Source organism: Aliirhizobium wenxiniae (genome assembly GCF_019511445.1).
In the GTDB taxonomy this organism is placed as follows: Bacteria; Pseudomonadota; Alphaproteobacteria; order Rhizobiales; family Rhizobiaceae; genus Neorhizobium; species Neorhizobium wenxiniae_A.
Genome location: NZ_JAEUAN010000002.1, coordinates 334,442 through 352,461, shown reverse-complemented (window position 1 = coordinate 352,461; position 18,020 = coordinate 334,442). Strand labels below are relative to the sequence as shown.

Sequence of the window (18,020 nt, the reverse complement as noted above, 5' to 3'; positions counted from 1 at the left end):
ACCCGAGGAACAGAGATCCAGCCAGCCCAAGTCCTTGGGCTGAAAAGACTCCTCTCGCCGCGCCGCCGCGCGTCGGCTGGATTCCTGTCACAAGGACAGGAATGACGGAGTTCTTGGTTACGTTCTCGGCTTCAAGTTCTCCGGATCGTACAGCGGCTTGTAACCAACTGCCGCCACCTCCACCGGAAAGTCCTCGTTGAAATAGTTGACCACCAGCTTCCTCCCGACCTGGCAATAATCCCATGGCAGATAGGCAAGTGCGATATTCCTGCCGATCGTCGGACCGTAGGCGACCGAGGTGGTGTAGGAAATGCGACCCAACTCATCGACCAGCGTCTTGCCCGTTTCCGGGTCGATCACCGGCATCGCGCCGACCGGATAGCGCTTGACACCGCTCGCATCCGTGTTGTCGGTCATCACCAGCGTGCAGAGCATGGCCGGCTGGTTGGCCCGCGCCTTGTATTCCAGATGTTTTGCCTTGCCGCGGAAATCGGCTTCCTTGACCTTGGGGCGGGCGAGATCTGCCTCGATCAGATTGTACTGGGTCAGAAGATCGCCGTTCTGCAGGCGCAGCGATTTTTCCATGCGGCGGGAGTTTGCATAGGTCTCGACGCCGAAGGCCATCACGCTGGTGGCGCGCAAAGCGTCCCAGACGGCAAGGCCGTCCTCGTATTTCATATGCAGTTCCCAGCCCTGTTCACCGACATAGGAAATGCGGAAGGCAGTCACCGGCTTGCCGGCGATCTCGATCGGCTTGATGGCGGCGAAGGCGAAGTTTTCGATGTCGAGACCAGCCGGGTCGGCAACGACTTTCTTCAGCGTGTCGCGGGCGTTCGGGCCCCAGATGCCGATGGTGATGAATTTTTCGGAGACGTCGGTAATGGTTACGTCGAGGCCGCGATCCTCGGCAACACGCTTCATGTAGTGGAAGTCGCGCGGGCCGGCATCGGCACCGTTCACCAGACGGCAGCGATCTTCCATACGGAACACGGTGAAGTCGGCGCGCACCATGCCTTCGTCGTCGAGGAAGTGGGTGTAGATGCCCTTGCTGATATTGGCGTCGCCGCCGATCTTTGCGGCACAAAGCCATTCCAGCAGCTCGACATGGTCCGGCCCTTCGATATCGACCATGTGGAAGTGCGAGAGGTTTACGATGCCGCAATCCTCGCTCATCGCCAGATGTTCGGCATTCGACACGCGCCAGAAATGACGGTTGTCCCATTCGTTCTCGCGTACCGGCACCTGATTGGCGTATTTTTCCAAAAGATGCTCGTTGGCGGCGTAGCCATGGGCACGCTCCCAGCCGCCGAGTTCCATGAAGTAACCGCCAAGCTCCTTCTCGCGCTCGTAGAAGGGCGAGCGTTTGACGTTGCGGCCGGTCGCATAGGGTTCGCGCGGGTGCACTGCCGGGAAATAGATTTTTTGCGCCGCCTCGCGGGTGCGGCCCTCGATGAAGTCTTCGGTCAGCTGGTGCGGGTAGAAGCGGGAATAGTCGATCGAGTTGTGGTCGATCTCGGTGCGACCGTCGGTCATCCAATCGGCGATCAGCTTGCCGTAGCCGGGACCATCCTTGACCCAGATGGCGACGCAATACCAGAGGCCGCGCACCTTCTGGCTTTCGCCGCAAGACGGACCTCCGGCGGCTGAAACCTGCAGCAGGCCATTGAAGGAATGGCCTTCGTTATAGCCCAGTTCGCCGAGGATCGGCGTCAGTTCCATCGCACGCTCCAGCGGCGTCAGGATCTGTTCCATGTCGAGATCGCGCTGCGAGGGCGACAGGCGTGCTTCGTGTTTTTCGAGGATATCGCGCGGGTGGCAGAGGCGCGGGTTGTCGGTCTCGTAATAGCCCCATTCGATCTGGCCGCCCTCGGTCGTGTTCGGGTCGCCGGTGTCGCGCATATAGGCGGAGTTGCCCTGGTCGCGCAGCAGCGGATAGCCGATCTCCTTGCCCGTTCCGGCAAATTCGTTGAACGGACCGAAGAAGGTCAGCGGATGATCGACCGGCATGACCGGCAGATCTTCTCCCACCATTTCGGCGATCAGACGACCCCAGATGCCGGCGCAGACGATGACGTGATCGGCCATGATCGTGCCGCGATGGGTGACGACGCCCTTGATGCGGCCGTTTTCGACGACCAGCGAGGTTGCAGACGTATTGCCGAAGACTTTGAGCTTGCCGGCCTTCTCTGCAGCATCGACCAGCTTGCCCGCAACAGTTTGGCTGCGGGGAATGACAAGGCCGGCATCGGGATCGAACATGCCGCCCTGGATCTGATCCTCCTCGATCAGCGGGAATTTCTCCTTGATCTCGGCGGGCGAGACGTAATGGGCGCGGGTGCCGAAGGCCTTTGCGGACGTCAGCTTGCGCTTGATCTCTTCCATCCAGAGATCATCGCCGGTGCGGGCAACTTCAAGGCCGCCGATACGGGCGTAGTGGCCCATCTTCTCGTAGAAATCGATCGAATATTGCGTCGTCCAGACCGAGAGATAATCGTGGCTGGTCGTGTAGCAGAAATCCGAGGCATGGGCGGTGGAGCCGATGTCGGTCGGGATGCCGGACTTGTCGATGCCGACAATGTCGTCCCAACCGCGTTCCACCAGATGGTGGGCGATAGAGGCGCCGACGATGCCGCCGAGCCCAATGATGACCACGTTTGCCTTGGTTGGAAATTCTGCCATTGCCGTCTCCTGAATATGCGGGGGAGATTAACGACAGTTCGTGTTACGGCCCAGTCGATATACGACACGGAAGACGCTTGCATCCGTCATTGCGGAAAGCATATGGACCTCGTCAGTGGCCTTCATCCGGAATGTTCAACAGGTGACCGCAGGCCTTGCAGTGAACGGCATCGGTATCATGGCGCTGGAGCCCGCATTCGGGACAGGGGAAGCGCACCTTGTTCGGCCGCACGATCGCCTGTGCCAGTCTGACAAAGAGCGAGATGCCGATGATCATGGTGATGACGGAAGTCAGCTTGCCGAGCGTGCCGGGAAGCGTGATGTCGCCGAAGCCGGTCGTGGTGATCGTCGCGACCGTGAAATAGAGCGCATCGACGAAACCTTCGCCGCTCGGACGGTCATAAAAGAATGTCGTGTAGACGAATCCGGTGACCATGAAGAGGAAAACGACGAAGTTCAGGCTGGCACGTGTCACGTCTTCCAGATGCAGGCAGCCGAAGCGCCGCATCAATTCCTTCAGGAGCGGGCTCCTGCCGATTGCCCAGATGCGCATGACCCGCAAAAAGGCGAAGTTGAACAGCGTGTCGGGAAAAAGAAGCGTCGCCAGAATGATGAGGTCGACCCAGGTCATCGGCATTTTCATGAACCTGCCGAGCGAGGGGGCCGCAAGCGAACGAGCTGCCAGTTCCGTCGCGATCCAGATGGCGATCATGTAATCGATGATGAGATAGGACGGCCCGTCGCGCAGATAGGGTCCGAGCAGGAAGAAGGCGAGAATACAGATATCGATGAAGGCAAGCAGCGCCTGCCAGCGCAAGGCCCAGGTGTCGCGGCCCTTGGCGATGCGACGGATGGTTTCCCGCAGCGCGTTGATATCGAAACGGGACGTGTCTGGTGTGCCTTGAGAATCCATGCGGCGTAGATATTGGACTGCGCGGAGAGGTCAAGCAGGCGGCGCGGTAGGCCTTGCCAATATTGCGCTTGAAAAGCGTTGCGTTTGTCGTGCTTAATCGTGATGGAACGATGGCTTGGAGGGGCCTGAGTTTTCGGAAAGGCCGATCGCGCACGCATTTTACGGGTTGATCCTGCATGTCCTACACGACCACCATCGAACAGACCGTATTTCGCTTTGCCGACCTGAGGGACCTGCTGGCGAAGGCGACGCCGGAGCGCTCGGGGGACCAGTTGGCGGGGATTGCCGCGGATGGCCCGGTCGAACGGCTTGCGGCGCAGATGGCGCTCGCCGACCTGCCGCTGAAGGCGTTTCTCGGCGAGGAACTGATCTCGTCCGATGATGACGAGGTTTCCCGGCTGATCGCCAAACGGCATGATCCGGCGGCGTTTTCCGCGGTCTCGTCGCTCACCGTCGGCGAATTCCGCGAATGGCTGCTCAAGCCCGAGACGACTCATGACCGGCTGGAGGCCGTTACCTGGGGACTGACACCTGAAATGGTTGCCGCCGTGTCGAAAATCATGCGGCTGCAGGACATGATCGCCGTGTCCGCCAAGCGCCGTGTCGTAACCCGTTTCCGCAACACGATCGGGCTTGCGGGGCGGCTTTCCACCCGCAACCAGCCGAACCACCCGACCGACGACAGCCGCGGCATCATCGCTTCGGCGATCGATGGCCTGCTGATGGGATCGGGCGATGCGGTGATCGGCGTCAATCCGGCGACCGATGCGACGGATGACTATATCCGCATCGTCTCGCTGCTCGACGAACTACGGGAGAAACTGGCGATCCCGACCCAGACCTGCTGTCTCGGCCATGTGACGACGGCGATCCAAGCGATTGAACGGGGCGCGCCGGTCGATCTGGTCTTCCAGTCGGTGGCGGGGTCGGAAAAGGCCAATCGCGGTTTCGGCGTCGATCTCGCCCTCTTGAAGGAGGCGCATGAGGCGGGGCGATCGCTGAACCGTGGCATGCCGGGGGCGAATGTCATGTATTTCGAAACGGGGCAGGGCGCGGCCCTGTCCGCCGACGCACATTTCGGCGTCGATCAGCAGACGATGGAAGTGCGCGCCTATGCGGTCGCCCGTGAGTTCGATCCGCTGCTCGTCAATACCGTCGTCGGCTTCATCGGCCCGGAATACCTGTTCAACGGCAAGCAGATCATCCGCGCCGGTATCGAGGATCATTTCTGCGGCAAGCTGCTCGGCCTGCCGATGGGCGTCGATGTTTGCTACACTAACCATGCGGATGCCGATCAGGAAGACATGGATACGCTGCTGACGCTGCTCTGCGCGGCCAATGTCAACTTCGTCATCACCGTTCCCGGTGCCGACGACATCATGTTGAACTATCAGTCCCTGTCGCATCACGATGCCGTCTATTGCCGCGAGACGCTGAAACGGCCACCTGCGCCGGAGTTCGAACAGTGGCTTGCCGAGATCGGGCTGACGGATCGCAACGGCGCTTTGATCGGCGAGCCGGCAGCGCTTTCCAACTATGTCCGCCAAAGCGCATTTATTGGAGCCTGACATGGCAAAGGTGATCGAACCCTCCGCTGCCGAGAAGACGTTGGACCTCAGGGAAATGACCGATGCGCGCGTTTCGCTCGGTCGCCATGGCGCGGGTCTTCCGACACGAGCGCAGCTTTCCTTTCTGCTCGACCATGCGCGGGCACGCGAAGCGGTGTGGACCAGCGTTGACCGTGGCTTGCTCACCGATCGGCTCAACCGTCTCGGCCTCTCGGTGGTGAAGGTTGACAGCATGGCCACCGATCGCAGCATCTATGTGCGTCGGCCGGATCTCGGGCGGATGCTTTCGGTGGAGTCGGCCGAGCGGTTGAAACAGGCGGGATCGGCTAAGGGCTATGACGTCGCGATTGTCGTGGCAGACGGGTTGTCGTCCAGCGCCGTCGATCTCAATGCCGTGCCGTTGATCGAAGCGCTCATGCCGAAACTAGCTGCGTTTAACCTCTCGACGGCGCCGATCGTGCTCGCCAGCCAGGCAAGGGTGGCGCTCGGTGATCCCACCGGTGAGGCGCTTGGGACAAGGCTAACCATCGTGCTTGTCGGTGAACGTCCGGGGCTTTCCGCTGCCGATAGTCTCGGTGCTTACATCACCTATGGTCCGAAGTCGGGAAACCCGGATTCCGGCCGCAACTGCGTTTCCAATATCCGCGATGGCGGTCTGCCGATCCGCGAAGCCGCCGAAATTATTGCCGCGCTGGTCAAGGACATGGTGAAGACCCGCGTCAGCGGCGTGGCGCTGAAAGCGGCTTTAGCAAAACTGCCGTCCTCAAACGTGTAGCGGCAGGCATCACGCAGTCAGCGGCACCGCTTCGTCCGCTGCAAGCGGCAGCCTGACCTCGACGACCGCGCCTGGTCCGTCCGCCCGGTCGCGGATCGAGATCGTGCCACTATGCGCCATCATGATCGAGCGGCACATGGCAAGGCCAAGACCCATGCCATTCGGCTTGGTCGTATTGAACGGCTTGAACAGGGTTTCCGGCGCGATCGAACCCAGACCCGCACCGCTATCGGTAAAGCGTATGGTGATGCCATCGTCGGTAAGGCTGCTATGGATTGAAAGCGTGCGGGCGTCTGCCGTCTCCATCGCGTGCATCGCGTTGGATATGATATTCAGGAAAGCCTGCTGCAGCAGAACGCGGTCACCTCGAACGGCTCCGCCCTGCGCCATCAGCGAAAGGCTCACCTGCACTCCGTCAGTTGCAAGTTCCTTCTGTTTCAGCTGAACGGCATCGGAGATCGCGGCATCGACCGTCACTTCGGTATCTTCCGATTTCGATTTTCCGAGCAGCATCCGCACGCGCTTAACCACCTGGGCTGCATGTTCGGTTGCCACTACGGCATCCTGCAGCGCGAGCTTAGCCTCATCGATATCCGGCGGCTGCCGGTTCAGCCAGCGCGTTCCGGCTTGAACGAAGGTCATGATCGCCGAAAGCGGCTGGTTGACCTCATGGGCAATCGAGGCCGAAATTTCGCCGATCATTGCCGCGCGGGACGCCTGTTCCAGTTCCTGCCGGGACGTTTCCAGCGCTTCCTGAAACTGATGGCGCTCGGTCATGTCGACGATGCTTGCCTGTATGCGGTCGAGGCCGGAGCCGTCTTTCGGAAAACTCAACGCAACCAGGATCGGTATCAGGCGGCCATCCCGGCTGCGCACAATGGTTTCCGACTGGAATTCGGTCTGGCCTTCGAAAATGCCAGTCAGAAAATGCGCGAAACCACCGTCGTTGTCGGGAAGAAAGTCGTCAAGCGTGCGGAAGAATTCCTCCTTGGATGGAACGCCCATCAGCTTGAGTGCTGTCTGGTTGACGTCGGTAATCCGCACGGCTTTGCGCATGTCGACGACAAAGTCGGGATGATCCGCAAGATACAGGCGTATATCGACGATGCCGCGTTCGCGCAGCTTGTCGAGCTCTGTCTTCACCTGGCGAAAGTCGTTTTCCCAGATCGCGATCGCCAGCGTTTCGAAAATCGTCCGGTAGCGATGTTCGCTTTCCTTCAGCGCCGCTTCGTCGCCGACGCGGCGCAACAGGAGAAGTGTCGTCACGATATTGGCGGCGAGGCTGAACAGCAGGCGTAAGGTCGCCTGGGATTCCAGATCCTGTCCGTGCGAGGTGGCAAAGCTGATAAGCGTGAGGATTGCGCAGACGGCGGAGGTCGCCCGGATGATGCGTTTGCTGCCGAGATCGCCGGCGAGCACGATGACCAGCACGTAAAGCACGGCGACTGCGCTTGCCAGAGTGGTGAAGGTGTCAATGGCGAAGATGGCAAGCCCTGAGGTGATACCGAACGCCACGCGATATCTACGGCTGCCTGCGGTGTCAGAGCGGTCCCCGGCTCGCCGCATCCAATTCGTCATGTCGCTTTGCAAGTCCCGCCCCTTCGGTCGACCGTTCAGCCTTGGTCGCTATTGCCCCATTCTCGCGACAGACTATCGGAGAATTTCGTGATATGCTTCTCTGAAATAATCCTGAATTGTCCAAAATTACGCAACCGGCTCGTTTGGGTTGCCATCGGAAAGCAGGCTGCACTGTTCGCGCAGATGGATTTGTCCAAGTCGCGGGCAGGGCAGAGCGATATTGTCCCATCAGTGGAACGCAAACGCCGTAATCTCAGTTTCCAGAGCGACGGCGTGGGTGTTCGCAGCAAAACCGGAGGCATGACATGACGAACAAGCGTCAAGACGCGGAAGACGTTCTGCGTGACGGTCTCGAAAGCCTGCCTGAACCGCTCGATCTCGTCGTTGCGAGAGCGCCCGCAGGTCATGTCGAAACCGATGAGGATGTCGACGAGGCGTTGCGCGAGACGTTTCCCGCAAGCGATCCGCCGGGGTCGTTCAGAACCGCGTAATTCAAATCTCAATGAAGGATATGATCATGGAACAGACCGCCAAATCTCGCCGCTCGGCAGATCTCAAGACCCCGACGGGTCTTGGCGCCGAGGCAACCAAGGACATTTCCGGCGGAGCCAATGCGTTGCTCGCGGATGTCTTCGCGCTTTACCTCAAGACCAAGAATTTCCACTGGCATATGTCCGGCGTAAATTTCCGTGATTTCCATCTGATGCTCGATGACCACGGCGACGAGCTTCTCGCGATGACCGATCCGCTGGCCGAACGCGTCCGCAAGATCGGCGGCAACACGCTGCGCTCGATCGGCGATATTTCCCGCAAGCAGCGCATCGAGGACAATGATGCCGATTTCGTCCATCCGCATGAAATGCTGGCGGAACTGCGCGAGGACAATGCGGCCCTCATTGCCAGCATGCGCGAGCTGCATGATGTTTGCGACGAACACAACGATGTCGGCACAGCCAGCCTTCTCGAAAACTGGATCGACGAGTCGGAAAAGCGCGCCTGGTTCCTGTTCGAGATCCTGCGCGACACCAACAAGTAATGCCTCCTGCGCCGGCATCCGTTTGCGGATGCCGGCTTTTCATTGATAAAAACTGCAATCCTTGGTTGATTTTCTGGTGGGGAGCTTTGCATGCCCGATCTTCCTGTCGATCCCACCGATCCGTGGATACGCCCGGCCCAGACCTTTCCGTTGCTGACTGACGAGATGATCGAACGCATTCGCCCTTATGGGACGGAAGAGCTTGTCGAGGAGGATACTTATGTCTTCCGTCGGGGCGATCATTCGATCGATTTCCTTCTGGTTCTGGACGGCGAATTGCAGATGTTCGCCGACGATCCGATCAAGGGCCGGCATCATCTCTACAGCTATAAGCGAGGCCAGTTCAGCGGTGAGCAGAACATGTTCACCCATCGCAGCATTTTGCTCTCGGGCCTGTGCCTTGCCGGTTCGCGGGTGATCCGAGTCTGCCACGAAAAATTTCGGGCGCTGATCACCGGAGAGCCGGATATCGGCGAGACAATCATCCGTTCCTACATTCTTCGCCGGGCGGGCTTCGTGCGCCACGCGACAGGCGGCGGCATTCTGATTGGCCACCGGGAAAGCGGTGATCTTCTCGGCATACAGCGGTTCCTTATCCGCAATCTCTATCCCGTGACCGTTATGGGTGTGAACGATCCCGATGTGCCGGCGATCCTGCAGAGGTTCGGGATCGGCCCGGATGAACTACCGGCTCTGATCACGCCAGATCATGGCGTTCTCAAGCAGCCGACGAACGAAATGCTGGCCGATGAACTGGGGCTTTTCGAACCGCCGGAAGATAGTGCGCTTTATGACGTTGTCGTATTGGGCGCCGGACCGGCCGGGCTTGCCTCGGCTGTCTATGCCGCCTCGGAAGGGCTAAAGACGCTGGTGGTGGAAACCATGGCGCCGGGTGGCCAGGCGGGTACCTCCTCCAAGATCGAAAACTATCTCGGTTTCCCGACCGGCATTTCCGGGCTGGCGCTTGCCGGGCGGGCGCATATCCAGGCGCAAAAATTCGGCGCGCGTCTTTGCGTCTCGCGCAGTGCAGCGTCGCTGGATTGTTCGAACGCACCTTATGTCGTGGGTTTGAGCGATGGCCGTTCGGTCAATACCAGAACCGTCGTCGTTGCGACCGGCGCACGATATCGCAAGCTCGATGTTCCCAACTACGCCCGGTTCGAGGGGCGGGGCATCCAATATGCGGCAACCGCTATGGAAGGGCAGATCTGCTCGGGGCAGGAGGTCGTCATCGTCGGCGGTGGTAACTCGGCCGGGCAGGCAGCCGTGTTTCTCTCGCGAACGGCGCGCCATGTCCACATGCTGGTGCGCAGCCAGATTTCCGCAACGATGTCCGACTATCTGGTGCAGCGGATTAAGATTTCGCCGCATATCACGCTTTGCGAAGGCTGCGAGATCACCGAACTGGATGGTGGGCAGGCGCTTGAAACGGTGACCTGGATCGACCGCTCAACCGGTCAGGCCTCCCGCTGCGACGCCTCCAACCTGTTCGTGATGATCGGTGCGGAGCCCAATACCGACTGGCTCGATGGCTGTCTGGAACTCGACGGCCATGGTTTTGTGTGTACCGGTCTGTCATCAGACGACATGACACGGCATCCCTATGCTGCCAGCAAGCCGGGTATCTTTGCCGTGGGGGACGTGCGTGCCGGTTCCGTCAAGCGCGTGGCATCCGCGGTGGGGGAGGGATCGGTGGTGGTTGCCGCGATCCATCAGTATCTCGCCGCGGCTCATTGAACCGCGGCTTTCGCCCTTTCAACACTCAAACGTAACGCGGGATCGGGCCGACCTGTGGTGTCTGGTCGGGCAGATCGACAATCTCTTCATCGATATAGCACCATCCCCAGCCTTCCGGCGGATCATAGCCCTCGATGATCGGGTGGCGCGTGTGCCTGAAATGGGCGGTCGCGTGCTTGCCTTCCGACTGGTCACAACATCCGACATGACCGCATTCGCGGCAGAGGCGCAGGTGAACCCATGTCATGCCCTGTTCAAGGCATTCCTCGCAGCCGCGCGTTTTCGGCGTCACGGTTCTGATGAAGTTATGATGCGTACACATGCGCTTCTTCCTTCAATGTTCACGTAGTCGGCTGGGTTGCCTTCTCGATGCAATCTATGAGGATATCGACCTTGAAAGGTTTTGGCAGGACGCAGGTGTCCTTGCCGAGATCGAGCCGTCCGACCTCTTCGGCAAAGGCTGTGACGAAGATGAACGGAACCTCGCTTCCGCGCGCAGCCAGCGTCTGGAAGAGGTCGATGCCGCTCATGCCGTCCATATGCACGTCGGAGACGATGCAGGAACAGTCGGTTGCTGCCGTGGTGGCGAGGAATGCTTCTGCGGATTCGAATGCGCGGGCTTCGTAACCCAGCGATCGCAATAGGCCGCTCATCCCGCGACGAATGTTTTCCTCGTCGTCGATGATGGCAATGGTGACAGGCGCTTTCAACGGGAATGAACCAATCTCCGGGAAATCCCGGTCTTTCTCTTTGCCCCTAATATGCGCCCCGGAGACAGAGGTTTAAATTATACGAGCGTTTATTCGGCTTATTCTAACGGTGCGACAGACCAAGCAATTCTGCCATCTTCACCAGATCGGCGAAGGTTTTCGCGTTCATCTTGCGGCTGACCTTGCCGCGGTGGATCTTCACGGTGATCTCGCTCAGGCCCAGTTCGCCGGCAATCTGCTTGTTCATCAGGCCGGCTGTCGCCATGGCCATGATCTGCTGTTCGCGCGGGGAAAGCGAGGTGTAGCGGGATTTGAGATCGGCCTCGGTCTTACTGGAACCTAAAAACTCCCTATGCTTCAGCACCGCAGCAGCGACGGAATCGAGAATATCCTGATCCCTGAATGGCTTGGAAAGAAAGTCTGCCGCGCCCGCTTTCATGGCACGTACCGTCATCGGAATGTCGCCATGGGCGGTGACGAAGATGATCGGAACAACGATGCCACGGTCGGTGAGTTTCTGCTGGAAATCCAGGCCGCTGGTAAAGGGCAATCTGATATCGAGGATCAGGCAGCTCGCCTGCGGCAGGCATTCGTCCTCATAGAGGTCGAGTGCAGTTTCGAAAGTACGCACCTTATAGCCGACCGAGCGAAGCAGGGTGTCGAGCGCCTGCCGGATCAGCGGCTCGTCATCGACTACCAGAATGATTGGGCTTTCCGTCATGTGCTCAATTCGTACAAATGTTTGCTGTTCCAGCGTTTGCCTGACCCTACGCGGCCAGTTCCTCAAGGGGCAATCATACCCACGTATATGATCCTAAAACCCATGGGTACGAAAACTGACTGACTGTAGAATATCGGATCGCGGCTCGAGCTCTCAATATGGCCTGGTGAAAATTCAACAGACCCACAGGAGAGCGAAGATGTCCGCCACCGCAGCTGTTGTCGCCCGTCAGATCAACCCGCTCGACATGAGCACCATCTATGCCGACCTGACCGGCCTATATCCAGAAAATCCCTTTTCCATCGACGCGAAAATTTCCGAGCGCCAGCCTGCCCAGCTCCGGCTGGTGGGATCAGTCGCTCCGGTCGGCCCGGAAAAGCAGGTCACCACCGGCGGCCTTGCCCCCTGGCAGGTCAAGAAGGTGAAGCAATATATCGACGACCGCATCTCCCACGGCATCCCGCTCGATGAACTGGCCCAGCAGGTTCGGCTCAGCACCAGCTATTTCTCCGCCGCGTTCAAGGCGACCTTCGGCGTTCCTCCGCACAATTACGTCGTCTCCTGCCGGGTCGAACATGCTAAGCAGCGCATGCTCAGCACCAACGCCCCGCTCTGCGAGATCGCACTCGATTGCGGACTGGCGGACCAGTCGCATCTCTCCCGTGTTTTCCGACGCGTGACCGGCACCACGCCGAGTGCATGGCGTCGCTATTTCTCCCGTCCGGACGGTGCCGTCGCGCTGCAATAGGCGACGATTATGCCGTGCCGTATCGAGGCGCTGCAGGCGGCCCCCAAGGCCTGCAGCGCCTCGATTTGATGCGCCCAGTGATGCAAGCGTATCACTGTGGGTAAGCATTTTCGAAGATTGTATCAGAATGGGGAACTACTTGCCCCTGATTGCGTTAGGCGCCCGGACGGGATGGTGACGACGGTGAGGTCGGAGCCTGAAACTGGGATGCGGAGTTCTTGTCTTACCGCCGCATCCGATAGGACGGACCATGGCGGATGACGCATCAATTCAGTTGCTTCTGGTCGAAGACGACCATCTCCTGCGGCTCGATGCCGAGGAGCTTTTGACCGAAAACGGTTTTGAGGTTGCGTCCTTCGCCTCTGCCGAAGAGGCGATCGCGGCGCTCGATGCAGATGCCGCTCAGTTTTCCGGCGTCATCACCGATATCCGCCTCGGCAAGGGCGCGAACGGCTGGCAGGTCGGACGCCACGCCCGGCAGTGTCAGTCGAACATTCCCGTCGTCTATGTGACGGCCGACAGTGCGTCCGAATGGACTTCGCATGGCGTGCCCAACAGCGTGCTGATCCAGAAACCTTTCGTGCCGGCACAGCTGATCGCCGCCATCAGCGGGCTTCTCAACGATGCCGGCATGGCGAATGCGGTTTAGTTGGTGCCGCCACGCTTGCCGATGATTTCGGCCATGACGCAGAGCAGTTCGAACATCACCGTGATGCCGAGGAAGGCTGTTGCGCCGCTCGCGTCGAATGGCGGCGATACTTCCACTATGTCGGCGCCGACGATGTTGAGGCCACGCAGTTCGCGCACCACCTGCAACGCCTGATAGCTGTTCGGGCCGCCGATTTCCGGCGTGCCTGTGCCCGGTGCAAAGGCCGGATCGACGAAGTCGATATCGTAGCTGACATAGGTCTCGCCTGATCCGGCAATTTCCCGCGCCTCCGCCATGACATCCTCGACGCCTCGGGCGTGAAACTCCTCGATCGGAATGACGCGGATACCGACGGCATCGGCGAAGTCGCGGTCCTCAAAATCATAGGCCGGGCCGCGGATGCCGATCATGCAGACCCGTTTCGGATCGATCAGGCCTTCCTCGACCGCCCGGCGAAAGGGTGTGCCGTGTGTGTATTTGAAGCCGCCGAAATAGGAGTGGAAGAGATCGGTGTGGCTGTCGAAATGGATCATGCCCAAGGGCCTGTCGCGGCCAAGCGAGCGCAGGATCGGCAGCGAGGACAGGTGATCCCCGCCCGCCGTCAGCGGCATGATGCCGGCCGCCTTCACCTGATCGTAGAAGGCGGTGATGCGGTTCATGGAATCCTGCACGTCGGCCGGATTGGGGCCGACATCGCCCAGATCGGCGCAGCGTGCCAGCTCGAAGGGCAGGATTTTCGTGGCGCCGTTCTGCTGGCGGATCATCGTGGAGAGGTCGCGCAACTGGCGCGGCGCGTGGCGCGGGCCGGGCCGATTGGTCGTGCCGCTATCCCAGGGCACGCCGATCAGGCCGATATCCACCTCGCCCAGACGCGTGTCATCGAGAGGAACGTGCGGCAGGCGCATGAAGGTTGCGATGCCGGCAAAGCGCGGCAGATCGAGGCCCGAAACCGGGCGGAAGTCGGAATTGCTCATTCAGTTCCCCGGCGGCTTTGCCGCTCATGTTGTGCAAATGGATGCGGGCCGCGGTCTGGCACCGCGGCCCGGATTGTTCTGGCAATCAGCCAAACACCTTGCTCAGCGCCTTGTCGATGGCGCCGGTGATCTGGTCGATCTCGCTTGCGTTGATGATCAGCGGCGGGCTCATGCAGAGCGTGTTGTTGAGGCCGGGGACCGAACGGTTGGTGGCGCCGATGATGACGCCCTGCGCCAGGCAGTCGGCGGTGACGGCCTGAACCATCTTTTCCGGTGCCGGTTCCTTGGTGGCGCGATCCATAACCAGCTCCGCGCCGCAGAACAGGCCAAGCCCGCGGACATCGCCTATGACCTGATGGCGGGTCTGCAATTCGCGCAGATTGTTCATCAGCCGCTCGCCCATTTTCAGCGTGTTTTCGAGCAGGCCTTCGTCCTCGATGATCCGCATGTTTTCGAGTGCTGCTGCAGGCCCCGAGGTGCAGCCGCCGAAGGTGGAGATGTCGCGGAAATAGGAGAGCGGGTCGGTCGGGTCGTCCTTGAACAGTTCGAAGACCCTTTCGGTCGTCACGGTGCAGGAGATCGCCGCATAACCGGAGGCGACGCCCTTGGCCATGGTGACGAAATCCGGCTCGATGCCGTAATGCTGGTAACCGAACCATTTTCCGGTGCGGCCCATGCCGCAGACGACTTCGTCGATATGCAAGAGGACATCGTATTTGCGGCAGATTTCCTGCACCCGTTCCCAGTAACCCTTGGGCGGGGTGATGACGCCGCCGCCAGCGGTGACCGGTTCCAGGCACAGAAGACCAACGGTTTCCGGGCCTTCGCGCAGGATGACTTCCTCGATCGCGTTGGCGGCGCGGATGCCATAGTCGTCTACATCGCCCCACTGGCTGCGATATTCGAGGCAATGCGGCACCTCGACAAAACCTTCCGGCATCGGGCCGTATTGCTCGCGGCGTTCCTTCTGGCCGGCAGCGGCGAGCGTTCCGAGCGTCGTGCCATGATAATCGCGGTCGCGGTAGAGGATCTTGTACTTGCCGCCATTATGCTTCCGGTGCGCGATCTGGCGCACCATCTTGAACACCTTCTCATTCGCTTCGGAGCCGGAGTTGGAATAGTAGACGCGGGTCATGCCCGGCATCTTTTCGATCAGCTTTTCGGCGAAAAGGGCGGCTGGAACATTGCCGGCGGCACCGGCGAAATAGTTGAGCTTCACCAGCTGGTCGCGCACGGCATCGGCAATCGAAGTTCGGCCGTAACCGACATTGACGGTCCAGACGGCACCGGCCACCGCATCGAGATATTCCTTGCCGGTCGCATCCCAAACGCGGGTGCCCTTGCCCTCGACATAGATCTTCGGGTCGACGCTCTCATACTGCTTGTGCTGAGAGAGATGGTGCCAGACATGGGCGCGGTCGGCCTCGATGACGGCCTGGATGTCGTTCGGACGAGAAGCGACGTTCATGATGTTCCTCTTTCTTGCTTTATATGTCGTCCTGCCCTTTCCTCGGAGCCGGCGACGTTTGTTGAGACGCATGAAAGAGCCCTTCGCGCTTCATGTCAAAGGATTTGCGCGGGGAATTTCGCGAAAGCGGACGCGGCTTTTGAAAGCTGGCGAGGGACTGCGTGAAAAAGGCCATAAATTTATTAGCGCGGCGTACTTTAGCGGCCGCAAACGGCTTTCGAAATCGCCGCAATTCCCCTAAAATTACAGGCTCTTGGGAAATTCTGGGAGGAAACATGAAGATCACCAAGCTGGAGACCGTGCGCGTCGCGGAACGGAGCAACCTGCTCTGGGTTCTGGTCCACACCGATGAGGGCATTACCGGGTTGGGGGAGACCTTTTTCGGGGCCGAAACGGTGGAAAGCTATATCCACGAATATGTCGCCCCGCGCGTGATCGGCCGCGATCCGCTGGCGATCGATCTTCTGGCGCAGGAACTGGTCGGCTATGTCGGCTTCCGGTCTTCGGGTGCCGAAGTGCGCGGAAATTCCGCCTTCGACATCGCGCTCTGGGACATCTTTGGCAAGGTGACCGGCCAGCCGATCGCGCAGCTGCTCGGCGGGTTTTCGCGAAAGGAAATCCGTACTTACAATACCTGCGCCGGTACCGAATATATCAAGAAGGCGACCGGGCAGACGACGGCTAATTACGGGCTGTCGACCGGCAAGGATTATGACGACCTGAACGGCTTCCTGCACCGTGCCGACGAACTGGCGGAATCGCTGCTCTCCGAAGGCATCACGGCAATGAAGATCTGGCCGTTCGATCAGGCGGCGGAAAAGACCAAGGGCCAGTATATTTCGTCCGCTGACCTGAAGGCGGCGCTCGAACCGTTCGAGAAGATCCGCAAGGCTGTCGGCGACAGAATAGATATCATGGTCGAGTTCCATTCGATGTGGCAGCTTCTGCCGGCGATGCAGATCGCCAAGGCGCTCACGCCCTACAACACCTTCTGGCACGAAGACCCGATCAAGATGGACAGCCTGTCCAGCCTGAAACGCTACGCCGAAGTCTCGCCGGCGCCGATCTCGGCATCTGAAACGCTCGCCACCCGCTGGGGTTTTCGCGACTATCTGGAGACCGGGGTCGCCGGCATCGTCATGCTCGATATTTCCTGGTGCGGCGGGCTGTCTGAATCGCGCAAGATCGCCTCGATGGCGGAGGCCTGGCACCTGCCGGTCGCGCCGCATGATTGCACCGGCCCGGTCGTGCTCTGCGCTTCCACCCATCTGTCGCTCAACGCGCCGAATGCGCTGGTGCAGGAAAGCGTGCGCGCCTTCTACAATACATGGTATCGCGATCTGGTGACGGCCTTGCCCGAAGTGAAGAACGGCATGATCACCGTGCCTCCCGGTCCGGGTCTCGGCATGGAGCTCAATCCGGATCTCGACAAGGCCTTCACCGTCAGCCGTCGGCTCTCCGACGTCTCGTCCATCTGAGGAAACCGATCATGCAAATCTCCTCAAGTGCGGCCCTTCGGGGCGTATCGGTGGCCGGTCCGGCGCTGATGCTTCTCGGCATGCTGATGTTCGCGCTCAACGATACGATGGGCAAATGGCTGGTTGCCAGCTACGGGCTGGGACAGGTCGTGCTGTTGCGCAGCCTTGCGGCGCTCGTCATTCTGGTGCCGATGGTCTGGATGGCGGGGTTGCCGGCGCTGACGAAGGCCGAGCGGCCGTGGATGCAGCTTGCCCGCGTGGTCTGCTCGACGGCGGAAGTGTTCTGTTTCTATTACGCCGTCATGTATCTGCCGCTTGCCGATGTGATGACCTATTGGCTGGCGGCGCCGATCTATGTCGCGGCGCTCTCTCCGCTTCTGCTCGGCGATCATGTCGGATGGCGGCGCTGGACGGCGATTGCCATCGGTTTCGTCGGCGTCATCATCACGCTGGAGCCGTCGGCTGCGATGTTCACTGCGCCTGCGGTGATCTCGATCATCGGCAGTGCCGCCTTCGCCTTCATGATGATTTCCGGCCGCTTTCTGCGCGGTACGCCGGATACGACTTTGGTGTTCTTCCAGGTGGTTGGGGCAGGGCTGGCGGGACTGGCGTTTGCACCCTTCGACTGGTCGCCTATCCAGTCCGGCTTCGATCTCGGCCTTCTGGGCCTGCTCGGCATCGTGGCGATGGCGGCGCATATGCTGGTCAACCGGGCGCTGAAGATCTCGGATGCGGCAACGGTCGCGCCGCTTCAATATACGCTTCTGCTCTGGGCGGTCATCTTCGGGTGGATGTTCTTCGGCGATGTGCCGCGGCTGACCATGCTTATCGGAGCAGCACTCATCGTCGCCTCTGGCCTGTTCATCTTCATCCGCGAACAGATGCTGAAGAAGAAGGAAACCGTGCTCCCGGCCGTACCGGAATAAAAAGAAGCCCGCACCGGCGGGGTGCGGGCTTCACTCACGACAGCTTTTCCGGGGAGTGTA

The 18,020-nt window shown here is 60.1% G+C and carries 17 protein-coding genes; 9 read left to right on the top strand and 8 right to left on the bottom strand.

The features are described from left to right. Positions 1 to 117: 117 nt before the first annotated feature. Complete coding sequence (locus JNB91_RS03870; protein ID WP_220324194.1) at positions 118 to 2,679, bottom strand: GcvT family protein; 2,562 nt, start codon at positions 2,677 to 2,679, stop codon at positions 118 to 120. 112 nt (positions 2,680 to 2,791) lie between these two features. Next, positions 2,792 to 3,592 carry a potassium channel family protein gene (locus tag JNB91_RS03865; protein WP_220324193.1) on the bottom strand — a complete coding sequence of 267 codons (801 nt, stop codon included), beginning with the start codon at positions 3,590 to 3,592 and terminating at the stop codon, positions 2,792 to 2,794. Positions 3,593 to 3,768: 176 nt separating this feature from the next. On the opposite strand from JNB91_RS03865, the gene JNB91_RS03860 reads away from it, so the two are divergent. After that, positions 3,769 to 5,160 carry an ethanolamine ammonia-lyase subunit EutB gene (locus JNB91_RS03860; RefSeq protein ID WP_220324192.1) on the top strand — a complete coding sequence of 464 codons (1,392 nt, stop codon included), beginning with the start codon at positions 3,769 to 3,771 and terminating at the stop codon, positions 5,158 to 5,160. 1 nt (position 5,161) lies between these two features. Next, on the top strand, positions 5,162 to 5,935 hold the full coding sequence (eutC, locus tag JNB91_RS03855; RefSeq protein WP_220324191.1) for an ethanolamine ammonia-lyase subunit EutC: 774 nt from the start codon (positions 5,162 to 5,164) through the stop codon (positions 5,933 to 5,935). 9 nt (positions 5,936 to 5,944) lie between these two features. Here eutC and JNB91_RS03850 read toward each other — a convergent pair whose 3' ends face one another. Next, entirely contained in the window at positions 5,945 to 7,450 is a 1,506-nt protein-coding gene (locus JNB91_RS03850; RefSeq protein ID WP_220324190.1) for a PAS domain-containing sensor histidine kinase, read from the bottom strand. Positions 7,451 to 7,818: 368 nt separating this feature from the next. On the opposite strand from JNB91_RS03850, the gene JNB91_RS03845 reads away from it, so the two are divergent. From JNB91_RS03845 to JNB91_RS03835, 3 genes are all read left to right on the top strand, one after another. Next, a complete protein-coding gene (locus JNB91_RS03845; protein WP_220324189.1) occupies positions 7,819 to 8,004 on the top strand; it encodes a hypothetical protein in 186 nt (61 codons plus the stop codon). A gap of 26 nt (positions 8,005 to 8,030) precedes the next feature. Beyond that, complete coding sequence (locus JNB91_RS03840) at positions 8,031 to 8,549, top strand: Dps family protein (protein ID WP_220324188.1); 519 nt, start codon at positions 8,031 to 8,033, stop codon at positions 8,547 to 8,549. A 90-nt stretch (positions 8,550 to 8,639) separates the two neighbouring features. Beyond that, positions 8,640 to 10,286: an FAD-dependent oxidoreductase gene (locus JNB91_RS03835; protein WP_220324187.1), complete on the top strand. Its 1,647-nt coding sequence runs from the start codon at positions 8,640 to 8,642 to the stop codon at positions 10,284 to 10,286. Positions 10,287 to 10,311: 25 nt separating this feature from the next. On the opposite strand, the gene JNB91_RS03830 is transcribed toward JNB91_RS03835, so the two are convergent. The 3 genes from JNB91_RS03830 to JNB91_RS03820 form a co-directional block, all read right to left on the bottom strand. Then, positions 10,312 to 10,608: a UBP-type zinc finger domain-containing protein gene (locus JNB91_RS03830; protein WP_220324186.1), complete on the bottom strand. Its 297-nt coding sequence runs from the start codon at positions 10,606 to 10,608 to the stop codon at positions 10,312 to 10,314. A 19-nt stretch (positions 10,609 to 10,627) separates the two neighbouring features. Continuing rightward, positions 10,628 to 10,996, bottom strand: coding sequence for a response regulator transcription factor (locus JNB91_RS03825; protein ID WP_220324185.1), 369 nt, complete (start codon positions 10,994 to 10,996; stop codon positions 10,628 to 10,630). Positions 10,997 to 11,099: 103 nt separating this feature from the next. Continuing rightward, positions 11,100 to 11,717 carry a response regulator transcription factor gene (locus JNB91_RS03820; protein WP_220324184.1) on the bottom strand — a complete coding sequence of 206 codons (618 nt, stop codon included), beginning with the start codon at positions 11,715 to 11,717 and terminating at the stop codon, positions 11,100 to 11,102. A gap of 199 nt (positions 11,718 to 11,916) precedes the next feature. On the opposite strand from JNB91_RS03820, the gene JNB91_RS03815 reads away from it, so the two are divergent. Further along, positions 11,917 to 12,465, top strand: coding sequence for a helix-turn-helix domain-containing protein (locus JNB91_RS03815; RefSeq protein ID WP_220324183.1), 549 nt, complete (start codon positions 11,917 to 11,919; stop codon positions 12,463 to 12,465). 250 nt (positions 12,466 to 12,715) lie between these two features. After that, positions 12,716 to 13,114: a response regulator gene (locus JNB91_RS03810; protein WP_220324182.1), complete on the top strand. Its 399-nt coding sequence runs from the start codon at positions 12,716 to 12,718 to the stop codon at positions 13,112 to 13,114. Here JNB91_RS03810 and JNB91_RS03805 read toward each other — a convergent pair. Both JNB91_RS03805 and JNB91_RS03800 read right to left on the bottom strand, forming a co-directional pair. Then, positions 13,111 to 14,088, bottom strand: a complete 978-nt coding sequence (locus JNB91_RS03805; RefSeq protein ID WP_220324181.1) for an agmatinase — start codon at positions 14,086 to 14,088, stop codon at positions 13,111 to 13,113. The two genes, JNB91_RS03810 and JNB91_RS03805, sit on opposite strands and share 4 nt — an antisense overlap. A gap of 85 nt (positions 14,089 to 14,173) precedes the next feature. Further along, positions 14,174 to 15,556, bottom strand: coding sequence for an aminotransferase family protein (locus JNB91_RS03800; protein ID WP_220324180.1), 1,383 nt, complete (start codon positions 15,554 to 15,556; stop codon positions 14,174 to 14,176). A 275-nt stretch (positions 15,557 to 15,831) separates the two neighbouring features. On the opposite strand from JNB91_RS03800, the gene JNB91_RS03795 reads away from it, so the two are divergent. Next, positions 15,832 to 17,034, top strand: coding sequence for a mandelate racemase/muconate lactonizing enzyme family protein (locus JNB91_RS03795; RefSeq protein WP_220324179.1), 1,203 nt, complete (start codon positions 15,832 to 15,834; stop codon positions 17,032 to 17,034). An 11-nt stretch (positions 17,035 to 17,045) separates the two neighbouring features. Beyond that, positions 17,046 to 17,960: a DMT family transporter gene (locus JNB91_RS03790; protein WP_223218039.1), complete on the top strand. Its 915-nt coding sequence runs from the start codon at positions 17,046 to 17,048 to the stop codon at positions 17,958 to 17,960. Positions 17,961 to 18,020 lie beyond the last annotated feature (60 nt).